The 13,437-nt window shown below is 68.3% G+C and carries 13 protein-coding genes; 8 read left to right on the forward strand and 5 right to left on the reverse strand.

What is annotated here, in order from left to right:
- Positions 1-39 precede the first annotated feature (39 nt).
- Entirely contained in the window at positions 40-768 is a 729-nt protein-coding gene (locus tag ACFFGH_RS29580; protein WP_386675620.1) for a flavodoxin family protein, read from the reverse strand.
- Here ACFFGH_RS29580 and ACFFGH_RS29585 point away from each other — a divergent pair.
- Complete coding sequence (locus ACFFGH_RS29585; RefSeq protein WP_386675622.1) at positions 767-937, forward strand: hypothetical protein; 171 nt, start codon at positions 767-769, stop codon at positions 935-937. The genes ACFFGH_RS29580 and ACFFGH_RS29585 overlap by 2 nt on opposite strands.
- A 404-nt stretch (positions 938-1,341) precedes the next feature.
- On the opposite strand, the gene ACFFGH_RS29590 is transcribed toward ACFFGH_RS29585, so the two are convergent.
- The 4 genes from ACFFGH_RS29590 to sdhC are packed head-to-tail and all read right to left on the reverse strand — an operon-like array spanning position 1,342 to position 4,912.
- On the reverse strand, positions 1,342-2,169 hold the full coding sequence (locus ACFFGH_RS29590) for a succinate dehydrogenase iron-sulfur subunit (RefSeq protein WP_386675624.1): 828 nt from the start codon (positions 2,167-2,169) through the stop codon (positions 1,342-1,344).
- Entirely contained in the window at positions 2,169-3,959 is a 1,791-nt protein-coding gene (sdhA, locus tag ACFFGH_RS29595; protein WP_446686182.1) for a succinate dehydrogenase flavoprotein subunit, read from the reverse strand. Before sdhA ends, ACFFGH_RS29590 begins: the two co-directional genes overlap by 1 nt.
- A 50-nt stretch (positions 3,960-4,009) precedes the next feature.
- A complete protein-coding gene (locus ACFFGH_RS29600) occupies positions 4,010-4,459 on the reverse strand; it encodes a succinate dehydrogenase hydrophobic membrane anchor subunit (RefSeq protein WP_386675626.1) in 450 nt (149 codons plus the stop codon).
- Positions 4,460-4,462: 3 nt separating this feature from the next.
- Entirely contained in the window at positions 4,463-4,912 is a 450-nt protein-coding gene (sdhC, locus tag ACFFGH_RS29605; RefSeq protein WP_386675628.1) for a succinate dehydrogenase, cytochrome b556 subunit, read from the reverse strand.
- Positions 4,913-5,081: 169 nt separating this feature from the next.
- Between sdhC and ACFFGH_RS29610 the strand changes: the two genes are divergently transcribed.
- The 7 genes from ACFFGH_RS29610 (at position 5,082) to ACFFGH_RS29640 (ending at position 13,419) form a co-directional block, all read left to right on the forward strand.
- A complete protein-coding gene (locus tag ACFFGH_RS29610; RefSeq protein ID WP_386675630.1) occupies positions 5,082-6,203 on the forward strand; it encodes a mannose-1-phosphate guanylyltransferase in 1,122 nt (373 codons plus the stop codon).
- A 144-nt stretch (positions 6,204-6,347) separates the two neighbouring features.
- Entirely contained in the window at positions 6,348-7,424 is a 1,077-nt protein-coding gene (locus ACFFGH_RS29615) for a BMP family lipoprotein (RefSeq protein WP_386675632.1), read from the forward strand.
- A 148-nt stretch (positions 7,425-7,572) separates the two neighbouring features.
- The gene (locus ACFFGH_RS29620; protein ID WP_386675634.1) at positions 7,573-8,694 is read left to right on the forward strand and encodes a BMP family lipoprotein; all 1,122 of its coding nucleotides are present in this window, start codon (positions 7,573-7,575) and stop codon (positions 8,692-8,694) included.
- Positions 8,695-8,850: 156 nt separating this feature from the next.
- The gene (locus tag ACFFGH_RS29625) at positions 8,851-10,374 is read left to right on the forward strand and encodes an ABC transporter ATP-binding protein (protein WP_386675636.1); all 1,524 of its coding nucleotides are present in this window, start codon (positions 8,851-8,853) and stop codon (positions 10,372-10,374) included.
- Positions 10,371-11,717, forward strand: coding sequence for an ABC transporter permease (locus ACFFGH_RS29630; RefSeq protein WP_386675638.1), 1,347 nt, complete (start codon positions 10,371-10,373; stop codon positions 11,715-11,717). The genes ACFFGH_RS29625 and ACFFGH_RS29630 overlap by 4 nt, the downstream gene beginning before the upstream one ends.
- A complete protein-coding gene (locus ACFFGH_RS29635; RefSeq protein WP_386675639.1) occupies positions 11,714-12,988 on the forward strand; it encodes an ABC transporter permease in 1,275 nt (424 codons plus the stop codon). Before ACFFGH_RS29630 ends, ACFFGH_RS29635 begins: the two co-directional genes overlap by 4 nt.
- Entirely contained in the window at positions 12,985-13,419 is a 435-nt protein-coding gene (locus ACFFGH_RS29640) for a cytidine deaminase (RefSeq protein WP_386675641.1), read from the forward strand. The genes ACFFGH_RS29635 and ACFFGH_RS29640 overlap by 4 nt, the downstream gene beginning before the upstream one ends.
- Positions 13,420-13,437: the final 18 nt, after the last annotated feature.

Here is a 13,437-nt window from a genome sequence, read left to right on the forward strand (position 1 = left end):
GGGCACCCGCCAGGGCGGGTCTCGAAACGGTGCGACGGATCAATCGTCCGTCAAGGGACCGCGGTACGGCTCGAAACCGAAGCGCTCGCCCTCCGCCCACGCGTTCGGGAGGTTGCCCCACCGCGGATAGCCGCCGGCGCGCTTGAGCATCGCCGCGAGATGCATGAGGTTCCAGCTCAGTGTCGTCAGCGTCTGGTTCGTGAAGTCGGTCTCGGGGCCGTTGGAGGCGGGGTTGAGGAAGCTCGGCCCCGGTCCGATGGGACCGAGCCAGCCGGAGTCCGCGTTCGCCGGGATCGTGAACCCCATGTGGGCGAGGCTGAACAGCCAGCTCGAGGTGACGTGCTTCACGCCGTCCTCGTTGCCCGACACGATCGCCCCGCCGACCTTCCCGGTGAACAGGTACTGCCCGTCGTCGCGCACCTGCGAGTTCAGCGCATACAGGCGCTCGATCACCTTCCGCGCCTCCGACGACTGCTCCCCGAGCCAGATCGGTCCCGTCATCACCACGATGTCGGCTGCGAGCACCCGCTTGGTCAGCTCCGGCCACTCGTCCGTCTCCCAGCCGTACTCGCGCATGTCCGGGTACACCCCGCTCGCGATGTCGTGGTCGACCGAGCGGATGATGTCGACGGTGACACCCTGCTTGCGCAGAATCCGGGCACTGATGTCGATGAGGCCCTGCGTGTTGCTGACGGCGGGGCTGCGCTTCAGGGTCGTGTTGAAGAAGACGGCGGTCAGTTCGGAGTGATCGAATTCGGGGTTCGGCATGCCGGTGAACGTATCCGCAGAAGCTGAGCGCGTTGCGCCTTCGGAACACCGGATCCCGCTCGAGAAGAGCGCCTGCTCCGGCGGGCCATATAGCACCCGCACGGCAGCAATCTTCACCGAGAAGATTTTTGAAACGTGCGAATCGGTGCCGATTCCGAAAAAACCCTGATCGCTCCGGCGAAGAAAAATCGACTGGAAAAAGGCGCCACAAATCCTGAATACGGCGTTTCGAGCCGTCCGGGTGATACTAAGGAACGAGTCGTCTGCCGCTCCTTCGGAGGGGCAGAAACGGATCGATTCCCAAGGGACCAGAGGCCCGGGAAGGGATCAGGGGTGAAGCGGACTCCGGGCCATTGAAGGCCCATGGGGGACCGCCGTTGGCGGAGGCGCGCGGGGGTCAGCGCGCCTCCGCCGACCTGTTTCGGGGGCGGAACAGAGCCGGCGGAGATGCGCCGTAGCAGCGTCGCGCGAGAATGGCCCGTTTCGGCGCATGCGGCCCGCCGCGGCGGGCCGCAGATGCCGAAGTGGCCCGCTTTCGCACGGCAGCGGCCGCGTCGAAAGCGCAGGGGACGGTCAGCGCTTGCCGAGGACGAGCGCCTGCTTGACCTCCTGGATGGCCTTCGTGACCTCGATGCCGCGGGGGCACGCCTCCGAGCAGTTGAAGGTCGTGCGGCAGCGCCAGACGCCCTCCTTGTCGTTCAGGATGTCCAGGCGCACCTTCGCGGCCTCGTCGCGATCGTCGAAGATGAAGCGGTGCGCGTTCACGATCGCGGCCGGCCCGAAGTACTGGCCGTCGGTCCAGAACACCGGACAGCTCGAGGTGCACGCCGCGCACAGGATGCACTTGGTGGTGTCGTCGAACCGCTCCCGGGCGACCGGGCTCTGGATGCGCTCCTTCTCCGGCTTCGAGGTTGCGACGAGGAACGGCTGGATCGCGCGATACGACTCGAAGAACGGCTCCATGTCGACGATGAGGTCCTTCTCGAGAGGCAGGCCCTTGATCGCCTCGACGTAGATCGGCTGCGAGATGTCGAGGTCCTTGATCAGCGTCTTGCACGCCAGCCGGTTCCGGCCGTTGATGCGCATCGCGTCCGAGCCGCAGATGCCGTGCGCGCAGCTGCGGCGGAAGGTGAGCGACCCGTCCTGCTCCCACTTGATCTTGTGCAACGCGTCGAGCACCCGGTCGGTGGCGTAGAGCTCGACGTCGAAGTCCTGCCAGAACGGCTCGGCATCCCGCTCGGGGTCGAAGCGGCGGATGATCAGGGTCACCGTGAACGCCTGAATGGCGTTCGCGGGTGCCGCACTGACCTCCTTCGACTCCGCCGGGATGACCTCGTTCGGTTCGGCCGCAGTGTTCTCGTTCGGTTCGGCCGCAGTGTTCTCGAGAGTCGCGGAGCTCATCAGTACTTCCGTTCCATCGGTTCGTAGCGGGTCATCACGACCGGCTTCCAGTCCAGGCGGATGTGGTCGTCCGCCAGCGACGACTGGGCGTCGCCGGTGAGATACGCCATGGTGTGCTGCATGTAGTTCGCGTCGTCGCGGTTCGGGTAGTCGTCGCGCATATGCCCGCCGCGGCTCTCCTTGCGGTTCCGCGCGGAGAAGACGACGACCTCGGCGAGGTCGAGCAGGAACCCCAGCTCGATCGCCTCGAGCAGGTCGGTGTTGTAGCGCTTGCCCTTGTCCTGGATGCCGACGTTCCGGTAGCGCTCGCGGAGGCCCGCGATGATGTGCGTCACCTTCTCGAGGGACTCGTCGGTGCGGAACACCTGGGCGTTGCGGTCCATCTCGTCCTGGAGCTCCTTGCGGATGGCCGCGATCCGCTCCGTGCCGGTGGAGTTCCGCAGCGACTCGACGAGCTCCCGGATGGGCCCCGCCGGGTCGTCGGGGAGCGGGGTGAAGTCCACCGTGCGGGCGTACTCCACCGCGTTGTTGCCTGCGCGCTTGCCGAAGACGTTGATATCGAGCAGGGAGTTGGTGCCGAGACGGTTCGAGCCGTGCACCGACACGCAGGCGCACTCGCCGGCGGCGTAGAGGCCCGGCACCACGGTGTCGTTGTCGCGCAGCACCTCCGCCTTCACATTGGTCGGGATGCCGCCCATCGCGTAGTGCGCGGTGGGCATCACCGGCACCGGCTCGTGCACCGGGTCGACGCCGAGGTAGGTGCGGGCGAACTCGGTGATGTCCGGGAGCTTCGTCTCGAGCACCTCCGCTCCGAGGTGCGTGCAGTCGAGCAGCACGTAGTCCTTGTTCGGGCCGGCGCCGCGGCCCTCCGCCACTTCCTGCACCATGCACCGGGAGACGATGTCGCGCGGGGCGAGGTCCTTGATCGTCGGGGCATACCGTTCCATGAACCGCTCGCCGGAGGCGTTGCGGAGGATGGCGCCCTCACCGCGGGCACCCTCGGTGAGCAGGATGCCGAGGCCGGCGAGGCCGGTCGGGTGGAACTGGAAGAACTCCATGTCCTCCAGCGGCAGGCCCTTGCGCCAGATGATGCCGACGCCGTCACCGGTGAGGGTGTGCGCGTTCGAGGTGGTCTTGTAGATCTTGCCGAACCCGCCGGTGGCGAAGACGATCGACTTCGCCTGGAAGACGTGCAGCTCACCAGAGGCCTGGTCGTACGCGACGACGCCGCTCGGCTGCGGCACCTTCTTCTTGAACGGGCCGGGGCTCACCTCGGTCATCACGAGGTCGAGCACGTAGAACTCGTTGAAGAAGTTGATGCCGTGCTTGACGCAGTTCTGGTACAGGGTCTGCAGGATCATGTGGCCGGTGCGGTCCGCGGCGTAACAGGCCCGGCGCACCGGGTTCTTGCCGTGCTCGGCGGTGTGGCCGCCGAAGCGCCGCTGGTCGATCTTTCCGTCCGGGGTGCGGTTGAACGGCAGACCCATGTTCTCGAGGTCGAGGACCGCGTCGATGGCCTCCTTCGCGAGGATCTCCGCAGCGTCCTGGTCCACCAGGTAGTCGCCGCCCTTGACGGTGTCGAAGGTGTGCCACTCCCAGCTGTCCTCTTCGACGTTGGCGAGCGCGGCGGCCATGCCGCCCTGCGCCGCACCGGTGTGCGACCGGGTCGGGTACAGCTTCGAGATCACGGCGGTCCGCGCCTTCGGGCCGGCCTCGATCGCGGCGCGCATGCCGGCGCCGCCGGCGCCGACGATGACCACGTCGTAGCGGTGGTAGTGGACCCCGTCCAGGACGGTCGATTCGCCTGCGTCCAGCGCCGATTCGATGCGGCTCCGCGACGTCACTGCCCCGCCCCGCAGAACGAGGGCAGCAGCGACGGGTCGGCGCCGACGGGGCACGGGTCGAAGGTGTAGATCACAAGGGTTCCCAGGATGAGGAGGACGACGGTCGAGCCCAGCAGCGCCAGCTGCAGGAGCCGTCGCAGCAGCGGGCGGTAGGCGTAGTCGTTGATGATCGTGCGCATGCCGTTCGCACCGTGGATCAGGGCGAGCCAGAGCAGCAGGGTGTCCCACACCACGTAGAACGGGTCCGCCCACTTGCCGGCCACGAATGCGAAGTCGATCGCGGAGACGCCTTCGCCCGCGACCAGGTTGACGAACAGGTGGCCGAAGATCAGCACGACGAGCACCACGCCGCTCACGCGCATGTAGATCCAGCCCCACTTCTCCAGGTTGGTGCTGCGGCGCGCCTTCTGCGCGGAGCGTGGTGCCTCGACGGTCTCGGTGGTCACGGGTCAGCCTCCGAAGACGTGCATCAGGTGGCGGGGGGTGAAGAACGCCATCAGCAGGACCCAGAGCGCGATCACGATCCAGAACATCAGGCGGTGGTGCCGGGTGCCGACGGACCAGAAGTCCACGAGGATGATGCGCAGTCCGTTGAGCGCGTGGAGCCCGATCGCGGCGACGAGGGCCAGCTCACCGACGCCCATGATCGGCGTCTTGTACGCCTGGATGACCGCGTTGTACGCCTCAGGGCTCACGCGCACGAGCGCGGTGTCGAGGATGTGCACCAGCAGGAAGAAGTAGATCGCGACGCCCGTGATCCGGTGCAGCACCCACGACCACATGCCCTCGCGTCCGCGGTAGACGGTGCCGGCCGGACGCTTCGGCAGCGGAATCCGGGATTGCGATGACGACGTGGCGGACGGATCCGCCACCAGGGGTCCTCCGGCGGTTGTTGACACGCTCTTCACTCCTCGCGGGCACTCGATCCGGCGCCGCGCGTCGATGCCGCGGTCACTTCGTCGAGCCTCGCCCCCAGTCTATTGGGCCAGAACCGGGGCTCGCTGTGCACCGGCCGGGCGGGGCGAGGCCGTCCCCGGACGGGCGGCGGGCGCGGTCTAGGGTGGTCGCATGACCGGAACCGAGGCACCGCTCGACCGCTTCTACAGTGTGATCCCGGCGGGCGGGATCGGCTCGCGGCTCTGGCCGCTCTCCCGGGCCGACGCCCCCAAGTTCCTCCACGACCTCACCGGTTCCGGCAAGTCGCTGGTGCGCTCGACCTGGGAGCGCCTCGTCCCGCTCTCCGGACCCGACCGCATCATGGTGGTCATGGGCCGCGCCCACCGGGCGGCCGTCGAAGCCGTGATCCCGGAGCTCGCCGACCATAACGTCGTGCTGGAGAGCGAGCCGAAGGACTCCTCGGCGGCGATCGGGCTTGCTGCCGCGATCCTCGAGCACCGGGAGCCGGGCGTGATCGTCGGCTCCTTCGCGGCAGACCACGTCATCGGGCAAGAGCGCCGGTTCCGCCGCGCCGTCGCCGAGGCGGTCGCCGCCGCCGACGCGGGCTACATCGCGACGGTCGGCATCACGCCGACGGAGCCGGCGATCGGGTTCGGCTACATCAGCTGCACCGAGCCGATGCCACTGGACGGCGCGCCGAGCGCGCTCGGCGTCGGCGCCTTCGTGGAGAAGCCGGACCTGGAGACCGCGGAACGGTACGTGCGGGGCGGTGACCACCTCTGGAACGCCGGCATGTTCATCAGCCGCGCCGACGTGCTGCTGGAGCAGATGGCGAAGTCGAAGCCGGAGCTGGTGGCCGGGCTCCGCGAACTGGCGGAGGCGTGGGACAGTCCACGCCGCGGCGCGGTCGTCGACGCGGTCTGGCCGCGGCTCGAGAAGATCGCCATCGACTACTCCGTCGCGGAGCCCGCCGCCGCCGAGGGGAAGCTCACCGTCATCCCGGGGGACTTCGACTGGGACGACGTGGGCGACTTCGCCTCCATCGCGAAGCTGCATTCCGGCGGCCGCAAGTCGGACCTCGCCATCCTGGGGGAGAACGCGCGCGTGCTGGCGGACGCGTCGAGCGGCGTCGTGGTCAGCCAGAGCGGCCGGCTCATCTCGCTCATCGGGGTGCAGGACATCGTCGTGGTCGACACCCCGGATGCGCTCCTCGTCACCACGAGTGCGAACGCCCAGCGTGTGAAGGCGGTCGTCGACGCGCTGAAGATCTCCGGCCGCTCCGACGTGCTGTAGTCGGTCCTTGGGTTTGTCGCTTGTGCTGAGTCTGCCGAGGTGAAGGGCCGGAGGGCTGAGCGCACGTGACGGGCTGAGAACCCGAACCGTGACCTCGCCGTGACCGACCCCTGCGGCAAGATGTTGGGGAAGAGAGGTGGCTCCATGACTCGCTCCCGTCCGTTCCTCGTCGCCGTCGCCGCGGCATCCGTCGTGCTCGGGGCGGCCGGTTGCGCGCCCGCCCCGGAGCGCACTCCGGGCGGCGGCGAGACGGCGCCTGCAACCGACTTCTGCGCGCGCATGGTCACGAACTCCGGCGGCCTCGAAGACCGCTCATTCAACCAGGCCAGCTGGGAGGGGCTGCAGGTCGCCGAGGAGGAGTTCGGCATCGACGCCGATGTGCTCGTCTCGACCGCGGAGACGGATCTGGAGCCGAACGTCGAGCAGGCGGTCGGCACGGGGTGCGGGTTCGTCCTCACCGTCGGCTACGAGCTGGCGCCCCCGACGCAGTCCTTCGCCGAGGCGAACCCCGACGTCGACTTCGCCATCGTCGACGAGCTGGTCGAGGGGGAGAACATCAAGCCGATCGTCTTCGACACGGCGCAGGCGGCGTTCCTCGCCGGCTACCTGGCTGCGGGGGTGAGTGAGACCGGCATCGTCGGCACCTTCGGCGGCGGCAACCAGCCGCCGGTGACCCTGTTCATGGACGGCTTCGCCGACGGGGTCGACCACTACAACGAGCAGCACGACGCCGAGGTGCGCCTGCTCGGCTGGGACAAGGAGGAGCAGGACGGCACCTTCACCGGCGACTTCGAAGACATCAACAAGGGCGTGACCACGGCCCAGTCGCTGATCGACCAGGGCGCCGACGTGATCCTCCCAGTGGCGGGTCAGGTCGGGCAGGGTGCGGCGCAGGCCGCGCTCGACTCGGGCAACGCGCTCATCATCTGGGTCGACTCCGACGGCTACGAGACGCTTCCGGAGGAGTACCGCCCGGTCGTGCTGACCTCGGTGCTCAAGAACACCGGTGACGCGGTCGTCGAGATCGTCGAATCGAGCATGAACGACGAGTTCTCGAACGAGCCGTTCATCGGGACGCTCGAGAACGGGGGCGTCGACATCGCCCCGTACCACGACCTGCAGGAGCGGGTGTCGCCGGAGCTGGCAGCCGAGATCAACGAGCTGCGTGCCGCCATCGTCGAGGGCGCACTCGAGGTCACTTCGCCAAGCACCCCCGACTGACCGCTGTTTCGGCGGCATCTCGCCTCCGTCGCGGATTGATAACCATTCGGTCGCAACCGCTTCCAGCGGCCTTCCTCCCGGGTTTCTTGTCGATAGCGTGTACCTCAATGGTCCCGGCTCACCGCCGGGCAGCATCTTGGAGGACATCTTGAGAATCACTTCCCGTAAGGCCTTCGCGGGTCTTGCCACGCTCGGCGCGAGCGCCCTCGTGCTCGCCGGGTGCGCCGCCGCCCCGGAGGAGTCGGAGAACCCCTCGGCCGAGCCCGGTGCCGAGGCGCCCAGCGACTTCGTGCCCTGCATGGTCTCGGACGCCGGTGGCTTCGACGACAACTCGTTCAACGAGCTGGGGCTCACGGGCCTCGAGCGCGCCTCGGAGGAGCTCGGCGTCACCCCGATCACCGTCGAGTCGGCGGATGAGTCGGCGTACGCGCCGAACATCACCAACCTCGTCGACCAGGGCTGCAACCTGATCGTGACGGTCGGATTCCTCCTCGCCGAGGCGACCATCGAGGCCGCGAACGAGAACCCGGACATCAACTTCGCCATCATCGACGACCAGCTGGACGCCGACCAGGACGGCGCTCCGGACGTCGAGAACGGCAAGCCGATCGTCTTCGACACGGCCCAGGCCGCCTTCCTCGCGGGCTACGCGGCCGCGAGCTACAGCGAGACCGGCGTCGTCGGCACCTTCGGCGGCATCCAGATCCCGCCGGTGACGATCTTCATGGACGGCTTCTACGACGGCGTCCAGTACTACAACGAGGAGACCGGCGAGAACGTCGAGGTCGTCGGCTGGGACAAGGAGACCGGCTCGTTCACCGGTGGCTTCGCCGCCGGCACCGAGGCGCGCCAGGCCGCTCAGACCCTGATCGACCAGAACGCCGACGTCATCCTGCCCGTGGGCGGCCCGATCTACACCAGCGCCGCCGAGGCGATCCGCGACGCGAACGAGGGCGGCGCGAACATCGCCCTCATCGGTGTCGACGCCGACGTGTACGAGACCGACCCGTCGGTCGCCGATCTGCTGCTGACCTCCATCCGCAAGCAGGTGGACGCCGGTGTCGAGGAGGTCGTGCTGGGAGCCGCCGGTGGCGAGTTCGACAACAGCCTCTTCGTCGGCACCCTCGAGAACGAGGGCGTGGGCCTGGCCCCGTTCCACGACTTCGAGGACAAGGTCGACCCGGAGCTGCAGGGCAAGCTGGACGAGCTGCGTCAGATGATCATCGACGGTGAGATCACCGTCGAGTCGCCCTCGTCGCCGCAGCAGTAACACCACATCACCACGAAACTCGGGGAGGCCGGCTTGCCGGTCTCCCCGAGTGCGTGATGCCGACCCTTCACTTCGGCAGGCTCAGCACAAGCGACAAGCTCAGGGACCGTCCTTCGGACAAGCTCAGGGACCGCTCCGCCCGATAGATTGGCCAGTATGCAGCTCGAACTCCGCGGCATCACGAAGCGCTTCGGCTCCCTCGTCGCCAACGACCACATCGACCTGACCGTCGAGCCCGGCGAGATCCACTGTCTGCTCGGTGAGAACGGCGCAGGCAAGTCCACGCTGATGAATGTGCTCTACGGCCTGTACCAGGCCGACGAGGGGGAGATCCTCCTGGACGGGCAGGTCCAGCGCTTCGCCGGGCCGGGCGACGCGATGGAAGCGGGCATCGGCATGGTGCACCAGCACTTCATGCTCATTCCCGTCTTCACCGTCGCCGAGAACGTCATGCTCGGCCACGAGTCGACCGGATTCGCGGGCAAGCTCGACGTCGCGGGAGCCCGCGCGAAGGTGCGCGAGATCAGTGACCGGTTCGGGTTCCATGTCGACCCCGACGCCCTGGTCGGCGATCTTCCGGTCGGCGTGCAGCAGCGGGTGGAGATCATCAAGGCGCTCTCCCGTGACGCGAAGGTGCTCGTCTTCGACGAGCCCACCGCGGTGCTGACGCCGCAGGAGACCGACGAGCTGATGGGCATCATGCGTCAGCTGAAGGAGTCGGGCACGGCGATCGTCTTCATCACCCACAAGCTGCGCGAGGTCCGCGAGGTGGCGGACCGGATCACGGTGATCCGGCTCGGCAAAGTGGTGGGCGAGGCGCAGCCGACCGCCACCAACGCCGAGCTCGCCTCGCTGATGGTGGGCCGATCGGTGGAGCTGACCGTGCAGAAGGAGCCGGCGACGCCGGGGGCGCCCGCGTTCGTCGTGCAGAACCTCACCGTGCTCGACGCCCGCGGGCAGAAGCTCGTCGACGACGTCAGCTTCGACGTGAAGGCGGGGGAGATCCTCGCCATCGCCGGTGTCCAGGGCAACGGACAGACGGAGCTCACCGAGGCCATTCTCGGCCTGCAGCCGCACGTCACCGGGCAGATCCGGCTCGACGGCAGGGATCTGCGCGGACTCGCCGTGCGCAAGGTGCTCGGCGCGGGCGTCGGCTTCGTGCCGGAGGACCGAAAAGAGGACGGCCTCGTCGCCGAGTTCACCATCGCCGAGAACCTGATGCTCGACCGCACCGCCGGCGAGACGCCGTTCGTGAAGAGCGGCAACCTGCAGCTCCGGCACCTGACCGAGTTCGCCAAGGAGAAGGTGCGGGAGTTCGACATCCGCACGCAGAGCATCGAGACCCACGCGGGACGGCTCTCCGGCGGCAATCAGCAGAAGGTCGTGCTGGCGCGTGAGCTCAGCCGCAAGCTCCGGCTGTTCGTCGCGGCACAGCCGACCCGCGGTCTCGACGTCGGCTCCATCGAATTCGTGCACACCAGAATCGTCGAGACGCGAGACGCCGGCATCCCGGTCATCGTCGTCTCCACCGAGCTCGACGAGGTCGTCGCGCTCGCCGACCGCATCGCGGTCATGTATCGAGGAGGAATCGTGGGAATCGTTCCGGGCGACACGCCCCGCGACGTGCTCGGCCTCATGATGGCGGGCGAGCACCCCGCGGGAGTCGGGAGCGCCGCGTGACGAGCGAACAGGATCCGAGGCTCGGCACGAAGCCGGACGCCGAACAGCTGCCGAGGGTCGCGACCGGTGACCCCGCGGCGGTTCCGCCGACCGTGCAGGCCGGCGACGCCGCGCCGACCGACGGCGGGCAGCCCACGCCGCCGCGCGGGCACTCGGTGCTCCGGGAGATCACCGGGGGGAACGCGATCATCTCGGTGCTCGCTGTGGTGCTGGCGCTGATCGCCGGCGCGATCCTCATCGTGCTCACCGACGAGGACGTCCAGCAGGCGGCCGGCTACTTCTTCTCCCGCCCGATCGACACCCTCCGCGCGATCGGGGAGTCGGTCGGCGGCGCGTACTCCGCCCTCTTCCAGGGGTCGATCTACAACTTCCGCCGCCCGGGCTTCGCCGCGGGCATCCGTCCGCTCACCGAGACGCTCACCTTCGCCACCCCGCTCATCGCAGCCGGCCTCGGTGTCGCCCTCGCCTTCCGGATCGGCCTGTTCAACATCGGCGGACGAGGCCAGATGCTGGTCGCCTCCGCCGCAGCCGGCTGGATCGGATTCACGCTCGAACTGCCGCCGGTGGTGCACATGCTGTTCGCGCTCCTGGCGGGCGTCGTCGCAGGAGCGCTCTGGGGCGGCTTGGTCGGGCTGCTGAAGGCGCGGACCGGCGCCCACGAGGTGATCGTGACGATCATGCTCAACTACGTGGCGTTCTACCTGATCTCGTTCCTGCTGCGCACCCCCGGGGCGCTGCAGGCGCCTGGGCAGAACAACCCCAAGACACCGCCGATCGACCCGAACGCGGTGTTCCCCGACCTGCTCGGCCCCGGGTACAACCTGCACTTCGGATTCGTGCTCGCCATCCTCGCGACGCTCGTCGTGTGGTGGCTTCTGAACCGGTCCAGCCTCGGCTTCCAGTTCCGCGCCGTCGGTGAGAACCCGAACGCCGCTCGCGTCGCCGGCATCAGCGTGCCGCGGATGTACATCTACGGGATGCTGATCTCGGGCGGCCTCGTCGGGCTCGCCGGCGTCAGCCAGGTGCTCGGCACCACCACCACCGGCTTCTCGGCGGGCATCGACGCCGGCATCGGCTTCGAGGCCATCACGGTTGCCCTGCTCGGCCGGTCACGGCCGTGGGGCGTGTTCGCCGCGGGCATCCTGTTCGGGGCCCTGAAGGCGGGTGGCTTCTCGATGCAGGCGGCGCAGGGTGTGCCGATCGACATCGTGCTCGTCGTGCAGTCCCTGATCGTGCTCTTCATCGCGGCGCCGCCGCTCGTGCGCGCGATCTTCCGCCTGCCCACCCCCACCGGCCTCGGCATCCGAGGCGTCCGCGCCAACCGGAAGGCGGTGGCCAAGTGAGCACCCTCGTCGAGACGCCCGAAGTCCAGCGGAAGACCGTCGCGGTCCGCAGCTGGAAGGTGCCGATCGGCTTCGGCGTCTTCGCTCTGCTCGCACTGGTCCTCTTCGTCGGGCTCGGCCGACAGGGCACCACCACCTTCCGGCTCTCGAACGCCGGCGATGTCATCCAGCTTCCGCCGCTGCTGCTGCCGACGTACGCGACGGGTGTCGCGGTCACGATCCTGCTGGTCGTGCTCACCGTGATCGCCACGCTGCGCGCGATGCGGTCCCAGCGCATCCCGCTCTGGATGACCGTGGTGTTCTCGGTCGCGTTCCTCATCGGCTTCCTGACCTGGGCCGCGGCGGGCGAGACGATCCCGGTGCCCGGTCTGCTGCTCGGCACCGTGGCGCTGTCGTCGCCGATCATCTTCGGGGCCCTCGGCGGTGTCATCTCCGAGCGGGTCGGGGTGGTGAACGTCGCCATCGAGGGTCAGCTGCTCGCGGGCGCATTCATGGCCGCCCTGGTGTCCTCGCTCACCGACTCCCCGATCCTGGGACTGCTCGCCGCGATGCTCGCCGGCGTGCTCGTGTCATTCGTGCTCGCCGCGTTCTCGATCAAGTACCTGGTGGACCAGGTCATCGTCGGCGTCGTGCTGAACGTGCTCGTCGCCGGCCTCACCAGCTTCCTGTACTCGGTGCTCCTCAGTCCGAACGCGGCCGAGCTCAACTCGTCCACACGCTTCGAGCGCATCAACATTCCGCTCCTCAGCGAGATCCCGATCCTGGGACCGGTGCTGTTCCGGCAGACTCCGATCGTCTACCTCATGTACATCGCCGTGTTCGCCGTCTGGTGGGGGCTGTTCCACACCAAGTGGGGGCTTCGCCTCCGCTCGGTGGGTGAGCACCCGACCGCCGCGGACACCGTGGGCATCAACGTCAACTCGACGCGGTTCTGGAACGTGTCCCTCGCGGGCGCCATCGCGGGCCTCGGCGGAGCGTTCTACACGGTCGCCTCGCTGGGGTCGTTCAACAAGGAGATGACCGCGGGCGCCGGCTTCATCGCGCTCGCGGCGGTGATCTTCGGACGGTGGGACCCCATCCGCGCCACGCTTGCGGCACTGCTGTTCGGCTTCGCGACGAATCTTCAGGGAACGCTCGGCGTGATCGGCTCGCCGGTGCCGAGCGAGTTCATGCTGATGCTGCCGTACGTGGTCACGATCCTCGCGGTCGCCGGATTCGTGGGGCACGTGCGCGGGCCCGCGGCCGCCGGCAAGCCGTACGTGAAGTCATGAGCACCTCGGCACCCGCTCCGGACGGATCCGGGATCGACTGGGATCGGCTGCGGAGCGAGGCGCTCGCCGCCATGGAGAAGGCGTACGTGCCGTACTCGCGCTTTCCGGTCGGTGTCGCGGCGCTCGTCGACGACGGCCGTGTCATCGCCGGCTGCAACGTGGAGAACGCCTCATACGGTCTCACCCTCTGCGCCGAATGCACGCTCGTCTCCACGCTGCACATGACCGGCGGGGGCAAGCTCGTCGCCTTCACCTGCGTCGACGGTCACGGAAATGCCCTCATGCCGTGCGGCCGGTGCCGCCAGCTGCTCTTCGAGCACTCCGCCGACGGCATGCTGCTGCAGACGGTCTCGGGTGTCCGGACCATCGACGAGGTCATCCCCGACGCCTTCGGCCCGCGCACCCTCGACGAGTACCGGGCAGGGGAATGACCCTTTCCCCCGTCGTAG

The organism is Lysobacter korlensis, assembly GCF_042434515.1.

Coding starts and splice junctions, on each gene's coding strand:
- ACFFGH_RS29615 (WP_386675632.1), top strand. CDS start 6,348: ATGACTCGCTCCCGTCCGTTCCTCGTCGCCGTCGCCGCGGCATCCGTC.
- ACFFGH_RS29590 (WP_386675624.1), bottom strand. CDS start 2,169: ATGAGCTCCGCGACTCTCGAGAACACTGCGGCCGAACCGAACGAGAAC.
- ACFFGH_RS29640 (WP_386675641.1), top strand. CDS start 12,985: ATGAGCACCTCGGCACCCGCTCCGGACGGATCCGGGATCGACTGGGAT.
- ACFFGH_RS29580 (WP_386675620.1), bottom strand. CDS start 768: ATGCCGAACCCCGAATTCGATCACTCCGAACTGACCGCCGTCTTCTTC.
- ACFFGH_RS29610 (WP_386675630.1), top strand. CDS start 5,082: ATGACCGGAACCGAGGCACCGCTCGACCGCTTCTACAGTGTGATCCCG.
- ACFFGH_RS29585 (WP_386675622.1), top strand. CDS start 767: ATGCCGGTGAACGTATCCGCAGAAGCTGAGCGCGTTGCGCCTTCGGAA.
- ACFFGH_RS29625 (WP_386675636.1), top strand. CDS start 8,851: ATGCAGCTCGAACTCCGCGGCATCACGAAGCGCTTCGGCTCCCTCGTC.